The sequence below is a fragment of the Verrucomicrobium sp. BvORR106 genome, assembly GCF_000739655.1.
In the GTDB taxonomy this organism is placed as follows: domain Bacteria; phylum Verrucomicrobiota; class Verrucomicrobiia; order Verrucomicrobiales; family Verrucomicrobiaceae; genus Verrucomicrobium.
Window position 1 is genome coordinate 24770 of sequence record NZ_BATR01000052.1, and the last position, 24995, is coordinate 49764.

At 65.1% G+C, this 24995-nt stretch carries 12 protein-coding genes; 11 read left to right on the forward strand and 1 reads right to left on the reverse strand.

What is annotated here, in order from left to right; all coding sequences use genetic code 11:
- The first annotated feature begins 71 nt into the window (after nucleotides 1–71).
- The 6 genes from BV106_RS35265 to BV106_RS08250 all read left to right on the forward strand — a co-directional run bounded on the left by BV106_RS35265 (nucleotide 72) and on the right by BV106_RS08250 (nucleotide 15853).
- The gene (locus BV106_RS35265) at nucleotides 72–542 is read left to right on the forward strand and encodes a hypothetical protein (protein ID WP_051945407.1); all 471 of its coding nucleotides are present in this window, start codon (nucleotides 72–74) and stop codon (nucleotides 540–542) included.
- Nucleotides 543–781: 239 nt separating this feature from the next.
- Nucleotides 782–3382 carry a M64 family metallopeptidase gene (locus tag BV106_RS08230; RefSeq protein ID WP_038163233.1) on the forward strand — a complete coding sequence of 867 codons (2601 nt, stop codon included), beginning with the start codon at nucleotides 782–784 and terminating at the stop codon, nucleotides 3380–3382.
- A 21-nt stretch (nucleotides 3383–3403) separates the two neighbouring features.
- Nucleotides 3404–6850, forward strand: a complete 3447-nt coding sequence (locus BV106_RS08235; RefSeq protein WP_038163234.1) for a DUF6603 domain-containing protein — start codon at nucleotides 3404–3406, stop codon at nucleotides 6848–6850.
- Nucleotides 6847–9642 carry a hypothetical protein gene (locus tag BV106_RS35270; protein ID WP_051945409.1) on the forward strand — a complete coding sequence of 932 codons (2796 nt, stop codon included), beginning with the start codon at nucleotides 6847–6849 and terminating at the stop codon, nucleotides 9640–9642. The genes BV106_RS08235 and BV106_RS35270 overlap by 4 nt, the downstream gene beginning before the upstream one ends.
- A gap of 31 nt (nucleotides 9643–9673) precedes the next feature.
- A complete protein-coding gene (locus BV106_RS08245) occupies nucleotides 9674–14122 on the forward strand; it encodes a hypothetical protein (RefSeq protein ID WP_038163241.1) in 4449 nt (1482 codons plus the stop codon).
- Nucleotides 14123–14140: 18 nt separating this feature from the next.
- Complete coding sequence (locus BV106_RS08250) at nucleotides 14141–15853, forward strand: hypothetical protein (RefSeq protein ID WP_038163244.1); 1713 nt, start codon at nucleotides 14141–14143, stop codon at nucleotides 15851–15853.
- Between the two features lie 36 nt (nucleotides 15854–15889).
- Here the strand turns inward: BV106_RS08250 and BV106_RS08255 are convergent, their stop codons facing one another.
- On the reverse strand, nucleotides 15890–16717 hold the full coding sequence (locus tag BV106_RS08255) for a DeoR/GlpR family DNA-binding transcription regulator (RefSeq protein ID WP_265595443.1): 828 nt from the start codon (nucleotides 16715–16717) through the stop codon (nucleotides 15890–15892).
- 129 nt (nucleotides 16718–16846) lie between these two features.
- Between BV106_RS08255 and BV106_RS08260 the strand changes: the two genes are divergently transcribed.
- From BV106_RS08260 to glpX, 5 genes are all read left to right on the forward strand, one after another.
- Complete coding sequence (locus BV106_RS08260) at nucleotides 16847–18598, forward strand: PTS fructose-like transporter subunit IIB (protein WP_038163246.1); 1752 nt, start codon at nucleotides 16847–16849, stop codon at nucleotides 18596–18598.
- Nucleotides 18595–21126, forward strand: coding sequence for a phosphoenolpyruvate--protein phosphotransferase (gene ptsP, locus BV106_RS08265; protein ID WP_265595444.1), 2532 nt, complete (start codon nucleotides 18595–18597; stop codon nucleotides 21124–21126). Before BV106_RS08260 ends, ptsP begins: the two co-directional genes overlap by 4 nt.
- Before the next feature lie 33 nt (nucleotides 21127–21159).
- Entirely contained in the window at nucleotides 21160–22089 is a 930-nt protein-coding gene (gene pfkB / locus BV106_RS08270; protein WP_038163249.1) for a 1-phosphofructokinase, read from the forward strand.
- Between the two features lie 185 nt (nucleotides 22090–22274).
- Nucleotides 22275–23573, forward strand: coding sequence for a carbohydrate porin (locus BV106_RS08275; protein WP_051945410.1), 1299 nt, complete (start codon nucleotides 22275–22277; stop codon nucleotides 23571–23573).
- Nucleotides 23574–23608: 35 nt separating this feature from the next.
- On the forward strand, nucleotides 23609–24685 hold the full coding sequence (glpX, locus tag BV106_RS08280) for a class II fructose-bisphosphatase (protein WP_265595445.1): 1077 nt from the start codon (nucleotides 23609–23611) through the stop codon (nucleotides 24683–24685).
- Nucleotides 24686–24995: the final 310 nt, after the last annotated feature.

A 24995-nucleotide genomic window follows, 5' to 3' on the forward strand; every position in this document is an offset into this window, starting at 1 on the left:
TTTCGCGATGCATTCCCGCTGGCAGAGGCATGTGAGGGGTGTATCTTGGGGCAACCACCCCGAAGCGACTTATGCTGACCTGCCTGCCCAAGTCCTTGTGCTCACGTGACTTCCGCATCCTTGGTACCTCCGATGCCGCGGCGGTGAACTTCAACCCCTTCACGGAGCAGGGCAGCATATCGTTGGGAGACTCCGAGTTCGCGATCCGCAAGCATGGACCGATGAGCGGGCACTGGACGCTGGAATGCAACGGGCAGGCGGTGGCCGATGCCCGGAAGCCCCGCGCGATGTATCGTTCCTTTGACGTGAAGGTCGCAGGGAATCAATTCACCTTGAAGGCGCATTCGTCGTTCAACCGCGCCTTTGACATCCTGGTGGGGAATCAGCCGGTGGGGGTGATCCGGCCTGCTCACGCCTTCACCAGAAGGGCTTTTGTGGAGTGCACTTCACCCATCCCGGAACATGCGCAGCTGTTCCTCTTTTGGCTGGTGGCGCTGCTCTGGCGCAGGGATGAGGATACGGTGTATGTCGCGGGGACGTGAGTCCCATGAAGGCTGTGTTTCCCTGTCGTGAAAATTTGCACCGGGGAATTATGAAACAACTTGCTTAGGGTGAGTCTGTTTCAACGTGCAGCCGGATGCATTCGCATAAACTGCTCTTTGCGCCATCCAATAGTTTGCGTTCACAAACTGTTTGCGCCGGGGTTCCTCCGTGCGTTTGCGATTGACGCCGGGGTGCGGGATGCGTCTAATATGAAGTTCTGCATCCTTGAGCTTTGCTTATGGCCGATCCGCTCCCATGGAAGGAAGGAGGAGGGTACGATGTTCACGTCCTGAGGGGCGGACCGGCATCTGAACCGCTGGATGCGCAGCTGGAGCTCAGCCAGGATCCGAATGCGATGGCACCGGTGTTCCTGCCGCATTTTCAGCAGACTGCGGCGAATCACGGGGTGAATGTGGACCCCGGCAACGGGCAGGTTACCGCCATCACGGGGGCGGCGGCTCCGTTTCAGAACTTCAACTTCATCATGACCGCCCGCCAGGTCATCGGCGGCGTGGGCACTCTGGAGACCCAGATCCGCGTGCATGTGCACAGAGGGGTGACGAAGATCTGGTTGACTCCTGATACTTTGAGCCCGCGGGTGGGCTCGGACGAAATGAGCTTCACCGTGCTGGCGCAGTTTGATGATGGCACGGTAGGCGACATCACGGACTGGCCCCAGTTGACTTACACCAGCGCGGCTCCCACCAAGGTGAAGGTCCTGCCGGCGAGTGCGACCGTCAGAAAGGGCACCCTCTCTGCGGTGGCGGCAGGCATGGATGCAGACATCACCGTGAAACTGGTATTGAGCGCGCTGTCCATCAACCTGCAGGCGACGGGCAAGGCCTTCGCCCTGCCTTCGTGGGCGGATGCGGGCAAGGCGGCGAAGGTGGCGTTCGTGGACGGGGGCTCGGGGACGAGGCCCGATGAAACGGACCCCGATGGCAGCAATCCCACCAGCGTCCGCATTGTGGTGGAGAAGCGGACGAATGTGCTGTTCATCTCTGACGGGTTTACCGACGCTCAGGAGAGCGACTTCCGGCAGAAAGTCGTGGATGTGATCGTGAACAATGAGCTGCGATCCAGCGAGATCCTGCAACCTTTCAAACTCCTGGAGGGCGTGATCAACTACTGGTCCGTCTTCCTGCCCTCACGGGAAGAGGGAGTCGGCGTGTTGGGGGATCAAGTGGTGCCAGGTGCGGTGCCCTCGTTGATTGCCGAGGATGTGCCTTTGCCACGCCCACCTCCTGCTCTGGTGTCTCAGCCCTTGACGCTGGTGGAGATGATTCATGCAGGGGGACTGCCGGTGCCGGCCCAGCCTCAATTGACCAGTCCCAACGCGTGGTTTGCTGATCGCAATGCCATCTACGATCTACAGTTCGCACCATCGGAGGTGGACCAGGTCGCGCTGGACAGTTGGAATCTGCTCCAGCCGCGTACGCTGCTCAATGAGCGCAACACGGCATTTGGCGTGGCTCATCAGGAGCGCACCCGTATCTCTTCGGCACGGGAGCCTTCAGGGCGGCTGGTGATGGACGCGAGGCGCACTACTGACGCCAGTCTGGAGACGTTCTTGAAGAACCTGAAATTCGGTCTGAACGCCACCACGAACGTGCGAGCTGCCATTGGCGAGACCTGGGCGGATTTCAATACCAGCATCACACCTGCGGAGGGCAGGGATTTTGGCCTGGTCTGTTTCATCTGCCGCTCAGGTCGCCGCGGTGGCAGTTGGAAGTCGCTTTTTCAAATGCAGGGCACCACCCGCATGGCCTATTTTTCCGCCAGCACGGGAGGTGCTGAGAAATCGGAGGTCAGTGTCGCCACCAACGGGCATGCGATCACGCCACCCACGGTGCCCTTGTTCTCCTCGCCCATGGTAGCGTCGGTGGTCGCCTATGGTTGTGCGAGGGCGCTGGGGCTGAATGATGAGGCGGGGGACGGCCATGGGGCGGCACCTGCGCCCACGAGCCTGTCGCCCTTCGGGGAGAATCTGCAGCCCGAGAGCGTGATCAGCAATGTGATGGGCGGGGTTCGCACCATCAACGCACCGCGGATTGACTGGCTGTGGCCACGAGTCACCAAAGGCGTGCGGGTGAAGGTGGATATCAATTTTGCCGGCACCGTCGTCTCACCGCAGCTGTGTGACACGAACGGCAACCCGAACCCCGCCGGTACCTTCCTGCTCTTTGAGTATCTGGACAGTGCGCCCGATCCGTTTCCCCTGGGAGTTGAGGTGCGGTTTCGCACCAGTGTGGAGAAGCTTGGTTCGTCCTTCCACTGGACCTCACCCAAGCATGACTTGCGGTTGCTCATTCCGTTGAGGGTGCACAAGCTGCTGCAAGACAAGGTGGTGCTCTCAGATCCGAATCCTGCGGGCCTGCAGATCAATCCCACGATGCTGGTGAATGCCGGGGTGGGGGCGCTCTTCACCCTGAGCACGACGGCGGCGGGTGCCACGAATGCGCTGATTGCCCCCGCCATCCTGACTCATATCGATACCAGTGATGGCCCGCTCAACGCCCCGCCGGGTCCGGTCCCGCCTCCCAACGCCCATGTCTGCATGGCGAGCAACAATCCGCAGAAGACCATGTCGCCGACCAATCTGCCACCCGGCTTCAAGAAGCCCAAGAAGCTGCCTTCTCGTGCCGACCTCATCGGCATCTATGACGGCGGAGGGCATGTGGACTGCGGCGTTTACCGGCCCGCCGGACGCTGTCGCATGCGTCACCGGATCAATGCGACCCTGCCCTTCTGCCAGGTCTGCCGGTATGTGATCGTGGACAAGGTGGACCCGGCGTTTCAGGGCGCGCTCGATCTCCTCTACGCTCCACAGTATCCCTAGAAAAGTTGTTGCATCAAACCCATGGACCCTCCTTCCAGCACCCTGCACACCCTGGCCCGCCATCTGGTGCTGGCCTTGCGGCCGCTGAAGGCGGGCGTGGCGGATCTTCCTGCCTTCCGCACGCTCTTGTACCGCCTCGCGTGGAACGTGAATTCGCTGCCGCCGGCATACACGGCACTGGCCGCGAGAGTGGATGCGGCGGTGACTTCATTGGAGGCCCTGGGGGACGGTCCTTCGCCCGAGGAAGTCTTCGCCTTGCTGGACCAGGTGAAGGCGCTCTATGATGCCATCGGCGCTTTGCAGACCGCGCCGGGTGGCGTGCCAGCGGCGGAGTTTTTGCAGGAGTTTGGGCGCAGTCTTTTTGAGCTGTTGCTGGCGGACTATCTCAACGAAGCATTTCCAGAAGTTCACGGTGCCTTACAGGCGTTGGACATTCTCCGGCAGGAGTATCAGGAGGAGACTCCCACCCGGCCCGGCGTGCTGGTCACCCGGTTCGCGTGGGAAGAGATTCCCAGAGTCCTGGCGGACCCGACGCTGGTGGCGGAGCGGGTGTACGGCTGGGGAACGAATGATGTGGACTTCCACCGGCTCGCCGGGCACCTGCTGGAGGTCTTTGTTTCGCTTGGCTGGCCGGTTTATCTGGGGCGGTTGGAGCCGGAACTCGGCCGGGGATTCAAGGAAACTCCTGGCAACCCGGCGGTCGCCATCGACTGGGCGCTCAAGCTGCCCGTGCTGCTGGACAACATTGGTGGTGAGGAGGTGGAGGTGGGGCTCGCGCTGGTGGAACTGCCCGCCCAGGAGGGCAAGCCGGCGGGGTTGATCCTGCAACCTCTGGTGCCTCCGCAGGTGGGGAATGCCTTCCAGCTTGCCGATGACCTGAGGCTGGAGCTGCGCGCGGGTAGCGATGTGGCCAACACCTTTGGCGTGCTGCTGCGCCCCGGGGATATCTCGGTTAAGTTCCCGCTGCAATCAGGGGCTGCGCTGCCGACAGCAGGCTTCGGGGTGACCTTCAAGTATGCCCCGCAGACAGCGGCGTTGCTGCTGGGCACTCCAGGTAAGACACGTCTCGAGCTCAAAGGGGCCAGCAGCACCTTCGCTTTGGATTTCAGGAACGGACAACTGGAGCTGCAACTCTCCGCGGCGCCACAGGGCTTGCGGATGGTGCTGAATGCCTCAGATCTGGACGGCTTTCTGGGGAGTCTGCTGGGGGGAGGAGAGAAGGTCCTGCCCATCGTGCTCTCGCTTGCCTGGTCCAACCGGACGGGGTTCAACTTCACGGGCGGAGCCGGGTTCGAGGTTTCCACCCACCCGCATCTCAACGCCGGGCCGTTCCGCGTGGATCGTCTGGATCTGGCGCTCAAGTCCACCTTCAGCACGGCGCAGGCTCCGGACCTGAAGGCGGAGGCGGGCACGGTGCTCTCGGGCAAACTCGGCCCGGTCTCCTTCGTGGTGGAAGGGTTGGGGGTGTCGGTGACCGTGGCGTTTGAAGACGGCAATGCCGGTCCCTTTGACATCGATGCGGGCTTCAAGCCGCCGACGGGGCTTGGCATCCTGGTGGATGCCGGGCCCATCTCCGGGGGAGGCTTCCTGTCTTTTGACAGGGACCGGGGCCGGTACTCCGGCGCGCTGGAACTGGAAGTCTTCGGCACAACGCTCAAGGCGGTTGGGTTTGTGGAAACAAGGCTGCCCGGCGGCGCCTCGGGGTTCTCGTTCGTCATCCTCATCTCCACGCAGTTCGCACCCATCCAGCTCGGGCTGGGGTTCACTTTGAACGGGGTGGGTGGTCTGGCGGCGCTGCATCGCGGGCTGGCCACGGAGGCGCTGCAATCGGGTCTGCGCAATGGCAGTCTCGGCTCGTTGTTGTTTCCTGCAGACGCGATTGCCGAAGCACCCCGCATCGTGAATGACCTGAGCGTCATCTTCCCGGCGGCGCGGAACCGCCATGTCTTTGGCCCCATGGCGCTGATCGGCTGGGGCACCCCCACTCTCGTGCGCGCAGAGCTGGGCATCGTGCTGGAGCTGCCCTCGCCAGTGCGCCTGACCTTGCTGGGACTCATCACCACCAAACTGCCCACGGAGGATGCGGCCATCGTGGAGCTTAATGTCGCTGTCTTGGGTCGGGTCGATTTTGCCCGGAAGTTCCTGGCGATCGATGCCTCCCTCTTTGACTCAAATGTCGCAGGCTTCCCGGTCAGCGGGGATATGGCGGTGCGTTTGGCCTGGGGGGAGAATCCAAGCTTTATCATCTCCCTGGGTGGCGTGAATCCGCACTTCCAGCCGCCACCGGATTTTCCATCGCTGCAGCGGCTGACCATCGTGCTGGCTGACGGGGACAATCCGCGGCTCACCTGTCAGGCTTATCTGACTGTGACCTCCAACACGTTGCAGTTTGGGGTGAATGCCGAGCTGTATGCCGCCGCGTTCGGTTTCAATGTTCGCGGGCAGGTCAGCTTCGACTGCCTCATCCAGCTCTCGCCCTTTTCCCTGCTCGCAGAGCTGTCGGCGGAGGTGGCGTTCCGCCGGGGATCCAGCGTGCTGGCCAGTGTGCACCTGGAGGCTTCGGTGTCCGGTCCTGCTCCGTGGCATGTCTGGGGAGAGGCTTCGCTCTCGCTCTGGCTGTTCGACGTGAGCGTGAGCTTCGACGTGACCTTTGGTCGCGACAAGCCCCAGGAGCTGCCTCCTGTCGATCCGTGGCCGCTGTTGCAGGCCGCCCTGCAGGATCCGCGGAACTGGGCGGCGCAGCTTCCGGTGGGGGCGTTTCAGACCGTGTCGCTGAACATGGCGTCCAGCCCGGGCTCACCGGTGCTGGTGTATCCCGGTGGCGCGGCGACGGTGCGGCAGGCGGTAGTTCCCTTAAACCGGACGATCACGCGCTTCGGTCCGGTGCGCCCCTCCGGGCCGGATCACTACACGGTGCAGACGGTGACGTTGAACAACAACCCGGCCCCCGGTCTGGTGCCAGTGACTGATTTCTTCGCTGCAGCCCAGTTCGAGGAGCTGACGGAAACCGACCGGCTCTCCCGGGCCTCCTTCGAGCGCATGGATGCGGGGCTGAGTGTGGCCGCGGACGCGGTGACCCAGGGCGGCGCGGTGGGGGCAGGGCTGGAGTATGAGACCATCATCCTGGATGTGCCGTGGGAGCCGCGCCGGGTGCAGCGGTATGAGCTGATCCTCACGCATCAGCTCGCGTTCCTGGAGCTGGGCGCTTCATCGCTGGGATTGTTCCAGAGCACGGGGCTGGTGAAGTTTATGCCGGGAGGTGCCGCCGCCGCGCCTCTGGTGGTGCTGGAGGAGGATCTCTTTGTGGTCAGCAGCACGGAGGATGGCGCGATGTTGGCCGGCATCACGGGGCCGGTGGGGCGGGGCGTGGCCCAGGCCGCGCTGGCACGGCATCTCAAGGCCCATCCTCAAGACCGAGGACGCGTGCAGGTGGTCCCGCAGTTTGAAACCGAATCTCTTCCGTCATGAGCAGCCCGCCCGCCGCCTTCGCCTTTCTGCCGTGGCTCCGCCGCGGCATGGCCACCAGCATTGACCGCGTGGATGGCACCGGACCTGCCGCCGGTTGGGCCACATCCCGCGTGGTGGTCAACCTCAACAACCAGAGCCTGAGTGCCACGGTGCCCCTGCAACTGGCAGGCCCGGGTGAGGTGACAGGGTTGGATCCACGCGCGGTGATCCGGGTGTGGCCGCGTTCCGGGGTGCAGGATGCGGAGCCGAACTACTTCCCCCTGGTTGAGTTTGACCAGCCCGACCTGCCCTGGCGCTACAGTCCCGCCAAGGCGACGGTGGGTGACCGCCTGCGGCCCTGGATCAGCCTCATTGTGCTGCGGAATGATGAGATCGACTCCCTCACGCCTGCCTCCGCCGAGGGGCACCTGCCGGTGGTGACGGTAAAGAGTGCCGCCTCCCTGCCGCTGCTGGAGCAGTCCTGGGCCTGGGCGCACACGCAGGTGAGCGGGGCGAAGACGGTCACGGCGAATGAACTGGGGGACCTGCTCAGATCCGCCCCACGGAGAGTTATTTCACGGATCCTGGTGCCCCGGCGGCTGGATCCGCGGGTCGCGTACACAGCGTTTCTGGTGCCGTCGTTTGAGCGTGGACGACTGGCGGGCGTGCGGGAAAGGGTGCCGGACACACTGGATGGCACCGCTCCTGCGTGGACAGAGGGGCAGACCGGGGTGCGTCTCCCGGTCTACTACCAGTGGCGTTTTCAAACCGGCGTCAGCGGGGATTTTGAATCGCTGGTCCGGCAGTTGCAGGCCCGGGTGCTGCCTCCCACGGTGGGGATCCGGCCGATGGATGTGAGTGCTCCTGGCCAGGGGCTGCCTGCGGCACACAGCGGGTCTTTGGGCTTGGAGGGCGCGCTGCGGGCCCCGAGTGTGGTGCGGACGGTGTGGACGGGCTCGAACCGCGAGGTGTTTCAAACCTCGCTCACGCGCCTGCTGAACCGGCCGGAGGAGCTGCTGGCCACGCAAGGCGGCAGCCGGGCGATAGCGCCACCGCTCTACGGTCGCTGGCACGCGGCCATGCCGACGCTCGTTCCGGTGACGCCACCCGCTCCCGTACCGTGGTTTCAGGAGCTAAACCTCGATCCCCGCCATCGAGTGGCGGCGGGTCTGGGGACGCTGACGGTTCAGGACCAGCAGCAGCAGCTCATGGCCTCCGCCTGGCAGCAGCTCGACAAGATCCGCGCTATCAACGACCAGCTCCGCTACGCACAGTTGGCTCGGGAGACGGCGGTACGCATTCACGCCCGGCATGTGGCCAGCGCTGGCAATGATGCGTTGATGCAACTGACGGCCCCGGTGCATGGGCGTGTGCTTCAGGGGGAGGGGACCGTGCACAAGGCAGTGGCCGCCAGCGCGGTAGGCGCGGGCGTGTTGCAGGGGCAGTTCCGCCGGGTCTCGCGTCCCTTTGGACCGGTTTCAAGAAAGGTTTCACGCACGCCCCGACGCGGTGCCGGAGAGGTGCTGGTGCGGATGAACGTGGGCAAGCTCTCTGCTGCATCGCCGCCGCCCCTGCCCGCCTCCATGGCCACGCCGGGGCGGATTGGCGACAACCTGCCGGACTGGGGCAGCGCGGAGTGGAGCCGGCGCCTGGCGAGGGGGCGCCCCCTGCCGCAGCAGAACGCCTTCCGCACCGCGGCGATGGAGTTGTTCGGCGAGCTTGCCGCCCGTCCTGGAGATGCGCCGGAGGTTCGTGCCGTCAACATCAACCAGACCCGCAGTGTCCTCATCCAGCAGCTCGATCCCAAGGTCACGGTGGTGGAGGGCGTGCGGAAGCGGCTCAAGCTGCAGCCCGGTCTGAAATGGCAGCCCAAGGATCCGCTGGAGCCCATCATGGCTGCGCCGGAGTTTCCTCAGCCCATGTCCCAGCCGCTGGCGGCCCTCTCGCAGGACTGGCTGCTGCCGGGGCTCGATCAGGTGCTGCCCAACACCGTCTCCCTGCTGGAGACAAACCAGGCTTTCATTGAAGCCTACATGGTGGGGCTGAACCACGAGTTCTCCCGGGAGTTGCTCTGGAATGAATATCCCACCGACCAGCGGGGCTCTTACTTCCGGCAGTTCTGGAATGTCGCGGGCAGGATTGAGCCGGGCGGAGCCACGCCGGACCCGGACACGCTGAAGGACATTCATCCGATCCACGGCTGGCCCAAACAAGGACCGCTGGGGGGCAACAGTCCGCGTCCACCGCGGGCGGCCTCACCTCTGGTGTTGCTGGTGCGGGGAGATCTACTGCGCCGCTACCCCAATGCGGTGGTCTATGCCGTGAAGGCCCAGTCTGGCACCGATGGCCGTCGCAATCTGGGGACGGAGGAGCGGCATCCCATCTTCACCGGCCGGCTGGATCCGGATGTGACGTTCTTCGGGTTCGAGTTGAAACTCGAGGAAGCACGCGGCGATGATGGCGACCAGGGTTGGTTCTTCGTGTTGCAGGAGCAGCCCTCTGAGCCCCGCTTTGGCATGGATGTGGCGGGGAGCACTTTTGGCGGGGCGGTGGGAGCCTGGCGGGATCTGAGCTGGAGCCATCTGGCCACCGATGAGGCAGCGCTCTCTGGCATCACCCACATCAACCTCGATGCCCAGCTTCCTGATACCCGGTCGGTGGTGCCGGTGTCCGGTGATCCGGCGGTGGTCTGGCATGGCAACCGCGGTCTGGGCGCGGCCGGGACCAAGGCGTCAGACCTGGCTTTCATCACATTGCAACGTCCCGTCCGGGTGGCCATTCACGGCTCCCAGATGCTTCCGCCTGAGCCATGACCTTGTTTCCTAATCCTTCCTTCCTCGTTGCATGAGCGGCTCTTCATCAGCTTCCTACTCCCTGGCACAAGCCCGCCTGGCCCTTGCTGAGGCCCGTCGCAACACTGCTCGATTGCGGAGTGAGATTGCGGCGGCGGGGACGCAGTTGAAGGAGCTGGAACGTGGCCTGCCAGCACAGGATCCGCAGGTGATCGCGGCACGGCGCGCCCAAAAGGAGCGGCTGGAACGGCTGCGGGAGGCCAGGGAAAAGGAACGCGCGGCGCAGGCGGCGACGGATCGCGGACTGGCGGAGGTGTTGCGAGACAGCGTGGCCAATGATGTGGCGCAGCTCTCCGCGGAGTATCCCGTGGTGCTGCTACCCGTCCGGCTGGAGACACGCTTTGGATTCGATGTGGCTGGCGCTCCCGTGTTGAGGGTGCGCATTTTTCCCGATGAACTGATGGCGGACACGCATGAGCCGCCCCTCACGCCGAAGGAGCGGGAGGCGGGCATCGCCTACTGGCGGGCGGGCTGGGAGGCGGCCGGGGAACGGGAAGCCTGGCGGCTGCTGGTGGCGCAGTTTCCTGCAACCCGCGCGGCGTGGATCGCAAGGGTCCTGACCCCGTCGAACGTGGCCTCACGACCCGCAGGGGATCCCGTGTTTCCTCAAACTGAGGAACGGCCCCAGAGCTGGACCCGGCCTGCGGAGGCGCGGGTGCTGCCGGACCGCTGGCTGGTCACCATCTTCCGCAGTCGAAGGGCGATTCATCGGGCGACTACCCTGCCGGTGAAGGAACCGCTGGCCCTCACCCTCAGCCCTGTGGTGGAGGAGGGGGACGCCAGCATGGCCACGCTGCCGGATGGCTTGCAGATCGATGACGACATTGCCTGGACGGTGAACTATGACCGTGCGGTGGAGGCGGGCATGGCCGTCACCCTGCCGCTGTCTGCCCAGGATCTGACGCGGGGCATTGAGCGGCTCATGGTGGTGGGGGTGAAGTCGTCCCTTTCTCCAGAGGAGGCGGGGAAGCGTCTGGAAGAGCTGCTGGAGAATCATCACTACGGTCGCGGACTGGCCTTTGTGCCGCAGGGCACTCCCACCAACAACGCCAGCGAGGTTCCCTCTGGGTTCCCCGTGGTGGATCCCGATGGCGCGTTGAGTTTCGAGACGGAGCGCGGCGCTCCCCTGAGTGGACCGGAGAGCAACGGTACGCTTTTTGCCCGAGCGCTGGGCGTGCAGGAGGAAACGGCGGCCCATCTGGCCGGGGCGGGCGATGCGGAGCAGCCGCGGGCACGGGCGATGAACGAGGCGCTCTGGCCGGCCACGTGGAATTATTTCCTGGACCAGCTCATGGACCCCGTGATCACGGACGCAGGGGTGCAGCAGGCGCGGCGTCACTTTGCCTCGCATGTGCGGGGACGGGGACCGCTCCCGGCCTTCCGCACGGGGGCCACGCCGTATGGGCTGCTGCCGGTGAGCTCCTTGAACCGATGGGTGCCCGGTCAGTCGGACCCGGTGGCGGAGACGCATCTGGTTCCGCTGCTCCGCACGCTGCGGGGCATCTGGCAGGAGCAGGTGCCGCGCGTGCCGCGGGTGGGGGGCACGGGAGATCCGGATGAGGACCTGCTGGCGGTGCTGGGCATGGACGCGAGCACGCGGGAGGCGCGGCTGAGACGTGTGCTGGGCCCGCAGTTTCAGACGCAGCTCTTTGCCTCTCTGAACATCAATGCAGGCAACTGGCAGACGCGTCTGGCCTCGCTGGCGCAGAGTGTGATGAGCCGGATCGGGCATCCGGAGTGGAGCCCGCGACTGGCAAGGATGAGCTTCTCCGACAGCGCGCATCTGGTGGGCAGTCACTTCGTGGCTCCGGCACCGTTGTCTGAGACGGAGGGGTTGCCGGGGTTCAACTACATTCAGTGGATCCGCACCGCCTCGCTGACGGAGCTCCGGCAGGAGCAGTTTCCACGAGGAGTGAGCCGGCCGCCAGCACTGCTTTATCATCTGCTGCGGCACGCGGCGCTCAGCCTGTATGCGGATGCGGGCACGAAGCTGGCGATCAGACACAACCTGGCCACACGCGAGGATCTGAGGGAGGCGGAGCTACTCAATCTTGGCGGCGGCAACACTACAACGCGGAGAACGGTGTGGCAGCGGCTCGACCTGAGAATCCCGAATGTCACGGGGGACCGCACGCTGGGGGACTTCCTGCTGAAGGACCGCCAGGTGGAGGACACCAAGGCCATCCGGGCCTACCATGCGGTGCTGGAGGGTCTGGAGACGCTGCCCACCGCAGAGCTGGACCGGCTTTTCACGGAGACGCTCGACACCTGCTCCCACCGGCTGGATGCGTGGATCACCTCCCTGGCCTCCAAGCGGCTCGAGGAAATACGCGGACGGCAGCGGCATGGCAGCCATCTGGCCGCCTTCGGCTGGGTGGAAGACTTGAGACCGGACGCGGCCCGGCCCGGCGTGGAGCCGGTGGACCTGGGCGGCTTCATTCACGCGCCTTCTTCAGCGCATGCCGCCACGGCGGCGATCTTGCGCAGCGCGCATCTCACCCGCTCCGGGGAGGATCCTGCACGGTATGCCGTGGACCTTTCGTCAACGCGCGTCCGTGAGGCCTCGACGCTGCTGGAGGCGGTGAGACAGGGGCAGCCGCTCGGCGCGGTGCTGGGCTATCGATTCGAACGTGGGCTGCACGAGGGGCATCGTCCCCTGCGGCTCGACAAGTACATCGATCCCTTCCGTCGGATCTATCCCTTGGTGGCGGACAAGGGCGAGGAATCCGGTGAGGCGGCGGAGGCGATTGCCGCACGCAACGTGGTGGACGGCCTCCTGCTGCGAACCGCGTGGCAGGAGGGGACAATCCCCTGGGGGCAGCGTGGGCTTCCCGGCGGCGGAAATGACCGGACGGCGATCGAGGCGGAACTGCGCCGGCTGGACGGCGCGGTGGATGGGGTGGCAGACCTGCTCACGGCGGAGTCGGTGTTTCAAATCGTTCGAGGAAACAGCGGCCGTGCTGCCGGGGTGCTGGACAGCCTGGCCCAGGGGGCGCGGCCTCCGGAGCCGGAGGTGGCGGTGCAGCCGCGCACGGGCACCACGCTGACCCATCGAGTGGCGCTGGTGCTGGGTGGGGAGCCGGTCGCGACTGCGGATTGGGCGGGTGTGCCGCTGACGCCGCGCGCGCAGGTGGAGCCTTATCTGGACGCCTGGGCGGGGACGCTGCTGGGGCATCCGGCGAATGTGCGATGCCGGGTGGGATTCGTTGATGCATCGAACCAGGCGGTGGAGCGGGAGGTGACACTGGCGGAGCTGGGGCTGCGCCCACTGGACGTGCTGGCGCGGGCCGGAGCTTCTGTGTCGGTGCTGGACCGGCAGGTGACGGCGCTGCTTCCTGCTGATGCCACCGGAGTGGAGATCCGCTATGCCGCCGCGCCAGACTGGGATCGGGCTGTGGTGCGGACCTTTCCTGATCTGCTGGAGGTGGCGCGGGCCTTGAACGCACTGCTCACGCAAGGCCGTCCGCTGGAGCCCAAGGATCTGGTCTCCCCAGAGAATGCGCAGGCGGCAGATGCTGCGGACCGGCTGGAGGCGGAGGCCACGCAGCGGGCTGGTGACGCGACGAGCGCACTGGACGGGGCGATTGCGCAGTTGCAGGCAGGCCCGGTTTCCGACACGGTCGCGGCTCGTACGGGCATCCTGTTTGGGGTGCCGGAGACTGCTGCGACGGGCGGGGTCGAGGCCCTGCTGGCCGAGCTGTTGCGGCGCAAGGAGGCTGCGGACACGGCTACGAGGGCGAGGGACAAGGTGCGGGCAGTCTTTGGGCGTGATTTCCTCTTCCTGCCGCGTTTCAAGGGCGTGAATGCCGCCGAGCTGGGTCTGGCGCTGGCCCATGGCCCTGCGCTGGTGGGGCGGCCGCAGGTGGTGAGCCGCTGGGTGCAGCAGGTGTCTCGCGTGCGGAACCCTCTGGCCGCCTGGCGGCAGCTTTCTCTTCTGACCACCGCGCTGGGACGTCCGGCGGGTTCGTGGAATGTGGCCCAGCTTCCTCATGCGCCTACCGGGAAGTGGGTGGGGCTGCCGTTTGCCAGTGAAGAAGAGCGGCCGGAGTCGGGGCGTCTCTCCCTGGTGCTGAACCGCGCCAGCGCGCCCGCGGCGACGGATGCCTGGGTGGGGCTGATGCTGGATGAGTGGAGTGAGATTATCCCTGCCCGCCGCGAGGATACCTCGATCGCCTTCCACTACGATGACCCGGGCGCGGAAGCCCCACAGGTGGTGCTTATCGCCGTGCCGCCGGTGGAGACGCCGCAGTGGGATCTGGACACTCTGCATGACATCCTGCACGACACCCTGGATCTGGCGAAGCTCCGCGCGGTGGACGGCGATCTGCTGCCGCTGGGCCAGCTCCTGCCCGCCATCTACATGACCGCGAACACGCGCCGGGAGGCGGTGACCGCAGACCTCGGCGCGATCCTCCAGCGCGCGCCGGAGGCCACCCTTTAAGCCCTAGTTTGTTTCCTCATGCCATCCATCACCTACTGGAACCGCCTCGAAGTGAGGCCGCGCTCGGCCAACTTCGCCTCTGCGCTCTCCGCCCGCATCCGTGATCCGCTGTGGATGCTGACGCGGCAGTGGCAGTTTGGCGAGTTCAAGGGGGAGGATGCGGCGGCCCCGGCGTATGTGCAGGTGGCCACCACGCAGAGTCAACTGACGGGCTGGGTGCAGGGGGACGGCTCGGTGGCTCCGATCCAGAATGGCGACCTCATGGAGCCGATGGTGCAGGCAGAGGCGCTGACGCCGGACTACGCCTCCCGGGTGGAGGTTGGCCAGCTCTTTGAGCAACTCCTCACGGAGGCCGGAGTGCCGGAGCTGGTGCCTGACTTTCGCCGTGCCTATCCGCTGCTGGCACTGCAACCGGAGGAGATCGCTGGAGACCCGGATCATGATACGCTGAGGTTCCGGCAGGTCATGACGGGTCGGGCGCTGGATGGCATTTCCTTGAACCGGGCGGCAACCGTGGCCTTTCCCGGACTGCCCCCGGAGCCGGTGGTGGATCCGACTCAGCAGGGGCCCGTGAGGGACGCGCTGGACCGGCTGGCGGAGTGGGTGCGGGAGGTCTGGGGGGTGTTTGACACCACGGACCCCGGCATCTGGGATCCCGCGCGGTTGGAGTACAGGGTGACCCTAGTGGCCGGTGCGCCCTCGGGTGAGAGCATCGCCTTGAAAGCCCGGCCGGGCAGCAATGCGGACTTTGGCTGGCAGTCGCTGGAGGTGGCTGGGGAGAGTCCGCCCCCCTCCGCTCCGGCACCGCCGCCGGTGGAGGCGAAGAGCCTCACCGTCATCCCGGGGCGCGTTCAGTTTCGCGGCATGCCTAATCATCGCTGGTGGGATTTCGAAAACGGTCAGGTGGACTTTGGCGGCATCACGCCAGACAAGCGGGACCTCGCCCGGCTCGTGGTGATGGACTTCATGCTCGTTCAAGGAAACGACTGGTTCCTGGTCCCGGTTGAGCAGGAGACGGGCACTCTCACCCGGGTGGACTCGCTGGTGGTGCATGACGTTTTCGGCGGCACCACGAGGATCGAGCGCGCGGATGCATCACCCGGACCGGCGGGGCAGCGATGGACGCTCTACTCCACCACGGTGGAGGCGGCACCCACAGGGCTGGCTGGGTTCTTCACCCTGAGCCCCAATGTGGGGCCAGCCGTTCAACAAGGGTTAGTGCTGGAGGAGGTGAGATTTCTGCGGGATGAGATGGCGAACATGGCGTGGGCGGTGGAACATACGGCGGAAAATGGCCTGGGCCGTGCGTGGCCGGGGCATGAGAGGGATCTGGCCCTGCCCCCTCCGCTGACGAGCGGACCGGTCGATACGCCGTTGCGATATCAACTGCAAACCCGGGTGCCGCAGAACTGGCTGCCGCTCATTCCGGTGGCGATCGATCCGCAGGAAGGCGACATTGCCCTCGAGCTCGGGGCCCTGCTCACGCAGGGCGAAAATCCGCAGCCCATCCGTCCGACGGGGCGCATTCTGCAACCCTCCGCCATCGGCAGTGTGGCCTACCGCATTCGAGAAGAAGAAGTGCCCCGCGAGGGATTGCAGGTCTCTCGTGTGATGTGCCGCTGCCGGGGCAGCGATGGCTCCACGCATCTCTGGGTGGCCCGTCGCAAGCAGATCGGCCGGGGTGAAGGCTCCAGCGGCCTGCGGTTTGACCTGGCGGTGGAGGCAGAGTGAGGTTTCGGGAGCTTCAGGAGATAACGCAAAGGTGCCTTACACCACCTCGACCTCCATCCCGAGGCTCTCGATCTCCCGCCGTGCCGTGGTGGGCAGGCCGTGGTCGGTGATCAGGAGTTGCGCGGAATTAAGCGGGGCCACCCGCACCATGCCGGAGGTGGACCACTTGCTGGAGTCTCCCAGCAGGGTGACGCGCCGGGCGGAGCGGATCATCGCGCGCTTGATCTGGGCGATGTCCAGATTCGTGTCCGTCACGCCGTGATGCAGGTCCATCGCCTGCACCCCCAGAAAGAGGTGATCAACCAGCAGCTCCTTGAGCATCTCTTCTGTCCTCGAACCCAGCGTGCTTCCTGAATCCCTGCCCACCGTGCCTCCCAGCAGGATGACATTGGCGGCGGTGTGAGCGGTGGCGGCCAGGGCGACGTTCAACGCATTGGTGACGATGGTGAGCCCCTCCAACTGCGCCAGATGGGGGATCATCTCGATGGCGGTCGTGCCAGCGTCCAAGATCAGGGACTGCCCGGCGTGAATCCGCTTTGCTGCGGCAGCGGCAATGCGGCGCTTCACCTCAATGTGCAGGCTCATGCGGTGATCCAAATCTGGCAGGGAGGTGACGGTACGAGTCATCACCACGGGGAGCGCACCCCCGCGATCCCGCACCAGTTTGCCTTCGCGCTCCAGGTGATCGAGGTCCGTCCGGATGGTGACCTCGGAGACGCCAAAGCGCTTGGCTAGTTCCGTGACGCGTACCGCGCCTTCCTCGCGCACTAGCGCTGTGATCTGGCCGCGGCGCTGGGCGGTCATCAGCGTGGTGTCCGCCGCGGGGGTGGAGGCTTTCGCGGTATTTTTGGAAGGGGTTCCCATCACAAGTATTCGAAGGCGTTTACAAGAAATCGCAAGAAAAATCCCCCGTGAGCTGCCGACTTTCGCAAATTTAGGCTCGACATTTTTCGAAAACTTTCGCAAACTTTCGTTAATTCACGAAAATAGCCGATGAAAATTGCCGCACTCACATCCTGTCCCACTGGCGTCGCCCATACCTTCATGGCGGCGGAGGCGTTGAAAAAGGCAGCTGCCATCCTCGGGCACTCCATCCGGGTGGAGACCCAAGGAGCGCAAGGCACGCGAGACGCCCTCACGGAAGCGGAGATTGCGGAGGCCGACGTGGTGATCCTGGCGACGGACGTGCGGGCCGATGTGGGTCGTTTCGCTGGCAAGCCCACGCTGGAGACTTCCACAAGCGAGGCCATCCGTCATACTCGCGAGGTGATCGAGCGAAGTATGGCCATTGTGCCTGCTCGCTTGGAAAGCGCTCCGTCCGTTGAAGCCGCTGCCCCGGCTGTCGCGGCCCCGGCGGTGACGGGCGGGAAGAAGCTCGTCGGCATCACCTCCTGCCCGACGGGGATCGCCCACACCTTCATGGCGGCCGAGGCGCTGCAAAAGGCGGCCAAGGCCCTGGGACATGAGATCAAGGTGGAGACACAGGGCTCCGTGGGGGCGAAGAATCAATTGACGCCCGAAGACATCGCCGCCGCGGATGCGGTCGTTATTGCCGCCGATGCCAAGGTGGACACCTCCCGCTTCGCCGGGAAACCGCTCTACATGACGGGCACCAAGCATGCGATGCACAAGGGCAAGGAGGTCATCGAGACGGCGCTGAAACAACCCGCCAGCACCGGAGGCGATCTGGTGAGTGCGATGGAGCAGGCGAAGGCGGAGCGCTCCAAGTCCCGCACCGGCCCCTACAAGCACTTGATGACGGGAGTTTCCTATATGCTACCCATCGTGATTGCGGGAGGTCTCGCCATCGCGCTTGCGTTTGCTTTCGGAGGCATTTACGCGGGCGATCAAAAAGGCACGCTGGCGGCGGCATTGAGCCAGATCGGCGGGGGTGCGGCCTTCAGTCTCTTTGTCGCGGTGCTCTCGGGCTTCATCGCGTACTCCATCGCCGACCGGCCTGGCATTGCCCCCGGCATGGTGGGCGGACTGCTGGCGCAGAATCTGGGCGCGGGTTTCCTGGGTGGTATCGTCTCCGGTTTCCTGGCCGGTTATCTCACGCGCTTCCTGGCGGAGAAGATCAAGCTGCCCAACACGCTGGAGGGCCTGAAGCCCGTGCTGATTCTCCCCTTCCTCTCGACCATCATCGTGGGTCTGCTCATGATCTTTGTGATCGCTCCGCCGGTTCAGGGGGCGCTCAACGCGATGACGGAGTGGCTCAACAGCATGCGCGGGACGAATGCGGCGCTGCTGGGCATCATCCTCGGTGCGATGATGGCCTTCGACATGGGCGGCCCCATCAACAAGGCGGCCTACACGTTCTCTGTGGGGCTGCTGGCGAGCAAGGTGTACACGCCCATGGCGGCGACGATGGCCGCGGGCATGACACCGCCGCTGGGTCTGGCGCTGGCGTGTTTTCTCTTCAAGAACCGGTTTGATGCCGAGGAACGCACGGCGGGCACACCGGCCCTGGTGCTGGGCTTTTCCTTCATCACGGAGGGGGCCATCCCCTTCGCGGCCAAGGATCCCCTTCGCGTCATCCCGGCCCTGGTGCTGGGATCTGCGGTGGCGGGGGCCATCTCCATGGCCAGCAATGTGCAGCTCCTGGTGCCGCACGGCGGGATCTTCGCCGCGATGATCCCGGGGGCAGTGACCAATCTCGTGCCCTACCTCATCGCCATCGTGGCCGGCACCGCCGTCACCACCACCGCCCTGTTCTTCCTCAAACGTCCTGTTGTGTCTGCATGAGCTCCCGTTCTTTCCCGAAACCACCGGCCGGAACCACCGTCCTCACCGAACCTACGCACGCCATGATCACCCTCGCGCCGCAAAACATCCGCCTGCAGGCCAGTGCCCGAACCAAAGAGGAGGCCATCCGGGCCGCCGGTCAGGTGCTGGTGGACTGCGGGGCCATCGCCCCGGGCTATGTGGACAGCATGATGGGCCGCGAGCGCCAGGCGAACACCTACCTGAGCCACGGCATCGCCATTCCGCACGGCATGCCGCAGGACCGGGAGCTGATCCATCGCACCGCCATCTCTGTGGTACAGGTGCCGGACGGCGTGACCTGGAGCGACGGGCAGACGGTGCGGCTGATCGTGGGCATCGCGGCGAAGTCCGACGAGCACTTGGGCATCCTGGCGGCGCTGACGGATGTGCTGGATGATGCCGGGGCGGCGAACCGCCTCGCGCATACCTCGAACCCGCAGGACATCATCGCCGCGCTGTCCCGCCGGCAGGAGGGAGGCGGGAGTGCGACGGATCTCGCGGGGGCGCAGGAGGTGGAGGTCATCATGGCCTGCAGTGCGGGCCTGCATGCCCGGCCCGCCACGTTCTTCGTCGAGGTGGCTTCCCGGTTTGCCTCGGACATCGCGGTGAAGTTCGGGGAAAAAACCGCCAACGGCAAGGCCATGGCGTCGCTGCTGAAGCTGGGCGTGCCCGGAGGTGCCAGCGTGCGCATCCAGGCTGCAGGGGCGGATGCTACTGCCGCGCTCAAGGCGCTGGCGGAAGCGGTGGCCGCAGGCCTGGGTGACGAGGAAGAGGCCGAGTTGGTCCCTGCGGCTGGGGCGATGGAGGCCTGGACGGCGCATTCCTACGGACGGGCCATCACCGGAGTCTCGGCTTCGCCGGGCCTGGCGATCGGGCGTTTGCACATCTTCCAGCCGACCCGGTTGTTCTTCAGCGACTCGGCGCAGAATCTGGAGACGGAAAAGCGCTCACTGTGCGGTGCGCTGGATGCAGCCCGCCTCCAGCTCGACGAGATCCACGACGCCGTGATGGCGCGCTGTGGCAAGTCCAAGGCGGCCATCTTCAAGGCGCATCAAGCGCTGCTGGATGATGAGGACCTCCTTCACGAGGTGCAGGTGCGCATCGACTCCGGCCGCAGTGCGGCGTGGTCCTGGCAGCACAGTATTGAGAACCGCGTGGCAGAGATGCGCCAGATCGCGGACGAGCGCATCGCGGCCCGCTCGGTGGATCTGCATGATGTGGGGCAGCGCGTGTTGCGCCTGCTTGCCGGGGCGGATCACGAGACCTCTCTGCCGGAAGGAGAGCCGGTGATCCTGGTGGCGGATGATCTTACACCTTCCGATACGGCCAAGCTGGACCCCAGCAGAGTGCTGGGCCTGTGTACTGCCTCCGGTGGGCCGACTTCGCACACGGCCATCATCGCCCGCTCGCTGGACATCCCGGCGGTGGTCGGCGCAGGACAGGCCGTGCTGGAGCAGACCAACGGCATCCTCTGTATCCTGGACGGGGCGACGGGGCAGTTGTACATCGAACCCAGTGCGCAGGACATCGAGTCCGCCCGCCAGTACCAGCAGGATCTGCACTCTCGCCGTGAAGACGAGGCGGCGGCCCGTTATCAACCCGCGATACTGACGGACGGGCATCGCGTGGAGGTGGTGGCCAACATTGGCAAGGTGCCTGAAGCGGCGGCGGCGGTGGAAGCCGGGGCGGAGGGCGTGGGCCTGCTGCGCACGGAGTTCTTCTTCCTGGACCGTGAGGCTCCGCCTTCTGAAGAGGAGCAGTATGAGGCGTATCGGACGATGATCGAGGCACTCAACGGACTGCCGCTCATCATTCGCACGCTGGACATTGGTGGTGACAAAGTGTTGCCCTACCTGCCACTGCCGGAGGAGGAAAACCCCTTCCTGGGCGTGCGGGGCATCCGGCTCTGTCTGCGCAAGCCGGAGCTCTTCATCCCGCAACTGCGCGCCATCTACCGGGCCTCGGTGCATGGGCCGGTGAAGATCATGTTCCCCATGATCGCCACGCTGGAGGATCTGCGTGCGGCGCGGGAGATGGCCGAACAGGTGCGCCAGGAGCTGGGCGTCGCGCCGGTGGAGATCGGCATCATGATCGAGGTGCCCTCGGCCGTGATGATGGCGCATGAACTGGCGCGGGAGACGGACTTCTTCTCCCTCGGCACCAACGACCTCACCCAGTATGTCCTGGCCATGGACCGCATGCACCCTGCACTGGCGAAGCAGGTGGACGGCCTGCACCCGGCCGTGCTGCGCATGGTGGACCTCACCGTAAAAGCCGCGCAGAAGTGTGGCAAGTGGGTGGGCGTGTGTGGTGGGGTGGCCGGTGATCCTCTGGGGGCGGCCATCCTCACGGGGCTGGGCGTGACCGAGCTGAGCATGTCCGTGCCCAGCGTGGCGGCGGTGAAGGCGCGTCTGCGGGAGCTCTCCCTGCCAGCGGCGCAGAAATTGGCCCGGCGCGCCCTGGCCTGTGCCAGCGCCACGGAGGTGCGGGCCCTCGTCGCAGGCTGAGTGCAATCCACGGGAGCAACCCTACATTATTTCATGAATCCAGCGGACATCATCACCGTCACCCTGAACCCGGCGATCGACCGGACCATCACCATCCCGCAGTTCACCGCGGGGGAGGTGAACCGGGTGGAGCATGTGCGAGACAATCCCGGGGGTAAAGGAGTCAACGTCGCCTCCTCCCTGGCGGACCTGGGCCACCGCGTGGTGGCCACGGGCTTGCTCGGCCGGGAAAACAGCGGCCCTTTCGAGGACCTCTTTGCGCAGAAGAGCATCGAGGACGCCTTTGTCCGGCTGCCGGGTTCCACGCGGGTGGGAATCAAGATCCTGGACCCCGTGAAACGCCAGACCACGGACATCAACTTCCCCGGTCTGGCTCCTTCGCGTGACGACGTCGCGGCCTTGCGCGAACGCATCGAGACGCTGGCGGCCCCTTGGTACGTGCTGGCGGGGAGCCTGCCTGCGGGGCTCGATTCCAAGGAGTACTTCCGGCTGGTGCAGACCATTCACGGGCGGGGCGGTCGTATCATGCTGGACACGAGCGGCGCTCCTTTGCAAGAAGCCCTGGCCGCGTGTCCAGATGCCATCAAGCCCAATGCGGACGAACTGGGCGCCATGCTGGGCCGTTCTCTAGACTCGCATGACGAGGTGGTGGCTGCGGCCCGGGAGCTGGTGCAGGTGGGCGTGAGCCTGGTGGTCGTGTCCATGGGCGCGAAGGGCGCGGTGTTTGTCACGGCTGACGCTGTCGTCACCGCCTGTCCGCCGCACATGGAGGTGCGCAGCACGGTGGGAGCGGGGGATGCGATGGTGGCGGGCACGGTCTCCGGTCTGCTGCTCGGCTTGCCGCTGCCAGAGGTGGCCCGCCTTGCCACCGCGTGCTCCATGGATGTGCTTTCCCGCCCTGAACCGGGCCTTCCCTCTGAAGTGAATTTCGATGCGCTGCTCGCCAGCGTGACCATCACCTAAGTCAATCCACGTCCTCCGCATCCTCAAGACGGAGGCACATCCCACCCAACCCCACATCGCTCCAAGCAAAGCAAACACGGCGGTCTGCCGTGGCGGGAGATTTCGCGCCTGAATCCTGCCCCAACCGGTTTTCCCCAACTCAGACCAAAGACATCCACACACATCCACAACTGCCTCTACTGAATATGAAACCCACGTCTCTCTCACTCCTGGTCGCAGCCATCGCTGCCCTGCCTGCATCGGCGCTCCTGGCGGGAGCTCCGGCCGCTGCCGTCTCTCCCACCGAGCCCTCGTCCACCCGCTGGGTGGATGGCGATTACTTCACCGGTGACTGGGGCGGTCTGCGTACTGACCTCGCTGCCTGGGGCCTCACGGTGGACGCGTATTACGTGAACAACTTCGCGGGCAATGTCTCGGGAGGTTTTGACCAAGGGTCTGAGTATGCGGACAACGCGTATCTGGGGCTTCTTTTTGACCTGGAAAAGATCTGGGGTTGGGACGGGGCCAGCTTTCTCGTGAGCGGCATCAACCGCTCGGGCGACAGCATCACGGCCAACTACGTGGGCAGCCAGTACGACTCCATGCAGGTGGTGGGAGGGCAGACGATCTTCCTCTACCAGGTGCTCTTTGAGCAGAAGTGGGCGGATGACCGCGCTTCGCTGAAGATCGGCCGCTTCAGCGCCTCGGACGATTTCAACACGTCCTCACTCTACGGGTACTACATGAGCAATGCGTTCGATGGGAACCTGCGCGCAGTGTTGTTCAACACGCAGTTCTCCGCCTATCCCTTCGCCACCTGGGGCGCGCGCGTGCGGTTCGACCCCACGCCGGAATCGAACCTCCAGTTCGGTATTTTCCAGGCGCAGGACGATGTGTTTGACCGCGACCTGCATGGCCTGGACTTCGGCGTAGAATCTGGCGACGGCGTGTGGATGATCACGCAGCTCGGGTGGACGCCCACCTTCGGCGGCGACAAGGAGACAGGGCTGCCCGGGCACTACTGGTTCGGCGCGTACTACTCGCCTTGGGAAGGGTACACCCAGTTCCGCACCGGGGAAAAGGTGGGGGACTCGTACGGTTTCTACATCCACGGGGACCAGATGGTGTATCGCGAAGCGGCGGGCAGTGATCAGGGACTGGTGCTCTGGAGCGCGGTGACGCATGACCCGAATGAGGACATCGCCATTGTGCCGTTCCAGGTGAATGTGGGCGCGGTGTATCGCGGGCTCATCCCCGGGCGCGACCGGGACGCGACGATCCTGGGCTTTGCCTACGGCAAGTTCAGCGATGACTACGCGGATGTGGTGGAGGCCCGCGGCGACGGCCGGCCCAAGCATGAGATCGTGCTGGAAGCGGCGTACCGGTATGAACTCACCAAGTTCGCTTATGTACAGTCGGGAGTGCAGTACATCGTCCGACCTGGCGGAACCGGACAAATCGGTGATGCTTTCGTACTGGGCCTGCAAATGGGCATTAAATTTTAATGCACAAAGGTCGCATGGCGATACAACTAGGCAAAATGATGACTGAACTGACGTCCAACCGCGATATCGAGCGCCTGATCCAGCTAGACTTCCTCCGCGCCACGGAAGTGGCCTCCCTCAACGTGATGAAATGGGTGGGGAAGGGGAACAAGGAAGCTGCAGATGAAGCCGCGTGCGACGCCATTCGCGGGATGTTCGACCTCATGAACATCCGCGGCGAGGTGGTGATCGGTGAGGGCATCAAGGACGAGGCTCCCGGCATCTTCAAAGGCGAAAAGGTCGGCACCTGGCTGGCGGGCACGCCCAAGTTCCACGTGGCACTGGACCCCGTGGACGGCACCACCAACTGCAGCAAGGGCATGCCCAACTCCATCTCCTGCATCGCGGCGGTGAAGGTGGACGACGGCGAAGAAGCGCACCTGCTGGATATCCCGGCGTTTTACATGCGGAAGCTGGCCTATCCCCAGGTGGTGCGCCGTGCGTGGATGGCAGATCCTTCTCTGCCCATCAGCGTGGATGCGCCGATCAAGGAGGTCATTCCCGTGGTGGCAAAGCTGCTCGGCAAATCCGTGCGCGACGTGACGGTGATGGTGCTGGACCGGCCGAGGAACCACGATCTGGTGGAAGATATCCGGAGCATGGGCGCCTCTCTGCGCATGATCGCAGATGGCGACATTACGGCCTGCTTGGCCCCAGCGCTGCCGGGTTCCGGCATTGACCTGTACTGCGGCATCGGTGGCGCTCCGGAAGGCGTGCTCGCGGCCGCGGCGCTGCGCTGCCTGGGCGGCGGCATGCAGGGCAAGATCTGGCCTGCCAATGACCGGGAGAAACAGTCTCTCATCGACGCAGGCTGGGGCCATCGGTTGGACGAGGTCTTCCGCTCTCGTGATCTGGCCTTTGCCGATGAGATCATCTTCTGCGCCACCGGCATCAGCGACAGCCCGCTGCTCCGCGGCGTACGCGTGCAGGGCCACACGGCCACCACGCACAGCGTGCTCATGCGGGCGAAGAACCACACCGTGCGGTTCATTGAGACCCACCACGACCTGGAGGCGAAGACCATCCACCTGCGCTCCTCGAAGCAGGAGGTGTTCCTCAACCAGCCGGGTTGACGGGCTGGGGGCTGAGAGGAGGCGGGTGTGTTTCCTGAACCCGGAGGGTGGGGCTTTGCGTCCCCTCAAGGAGCGGCGGTTTGCGCTTGCGCAACCGCCGAGGGTGAGCGGAGTGGTTGACCGCCGAATGCCCACCGCTTGATGTGTTTTTGCCCGCTATCTACTTGCTTGGAAGCTCTTCTCCTCCGGCAACCACCGGCGGTTGTGCAAGCACAAACCGCCGCTCCTTGGGTCTGGTGGCGTCATGGTGTTGAACCGGCGGATGGTCACGGTTTGTAGAACTCACTTCGGAGTTCCGGTCTCATGCCCG

What these genes read in the sequence shown, in the direction of transcription:
- BV106_RS35265 (WP_051945407.1), top strand. Translation starts at nt 72, where the DNA reads ATGCTGACCTGCCTGCCCAAGTCCTTGTGCTCACGTGACTTCCGCATC.
- BV106_RS08230 (WP_038163233.1), top strand. Translation starts at nt 782, where the DNA reads ATGGCCGATCCGCTCCCATGGAAGGAAGGAGGAGGGTACGATGTTCAC.
- BV106_RS08235 (WP_038163234.1), top strand. Translation starts at nt 3,404, where the DNA reads ATGGACCCTCCTTCCAGCACCCTGCACACCCTGGCCCGCCATCTGGTG.
- BV106_RS35270 (WP_051945409.1), top strand. Translation starts at nt 6,847, where the DNA reads ATGAGCAGCCCGCCCGCCGCCTTCGCCTTTCTGCCGTGGCTCCGCCGC.
- BV106_RS08245 (WP_038163241.1), top strand. Translation starts at nt 9,674, where the DNA reads ATGAGCGGCTCTTCATCAGCTTCCTACTCCCTGGCACAAGCCCGCCTG.
- BV106_RS08250 (WP_038163244.1), top strand. Translation starts at nt 14,141, where the DNA reads ATGCCATCCATCACCTACTGGAACCGCCTCGAAGTGAGGCCGCGCTCG.
- BV106_RS08255 (WP_265595443.1), bottom strand. Translation starts at nt 16,717, where the DNA reads ATGGGAACCCCTTCCAAAAATACCGCGAAAGCCTCCACCCCCGCGGCG.
- BV106_RS08260 (WP_038163246.1), top strand. Translation starts at nt 16,847, where the DNA reads ATGAAAATTGCCGCACTCACATCCTGTCCCACTGGCGTCGCCCATACC.
- ptsP (WP_265595444.1), top strand. Translation starts at nt 18,595, where the DNA reads ATGAGCTCCCGTTCTTTCCCGAAACCACCGGCCGGAACCACCGTCCTC.
- pfkB (WP_038163249.1), top strand. Translation starts at nt 21,160, where the DNA reads ATGAATCCAGCGGACATCATCACCGTCACCCTGAACCCGGCGATCGAC.
- BV106_RS08275 (WP_051945410.1), top strand. Translation starts at nt 22,275, where the DNA reads ATGAAACCCACGTCTCTCTCACTCCTGGTCGCAGCCATCGCTGCCCTG.
- glpX (WP_265595445.1), top strand. Translation starts at nt 23,609, where the DNA reads ATGATGACTGAACTGACGTCCAACCGCGATATCGAGCGCCTGATCCAG.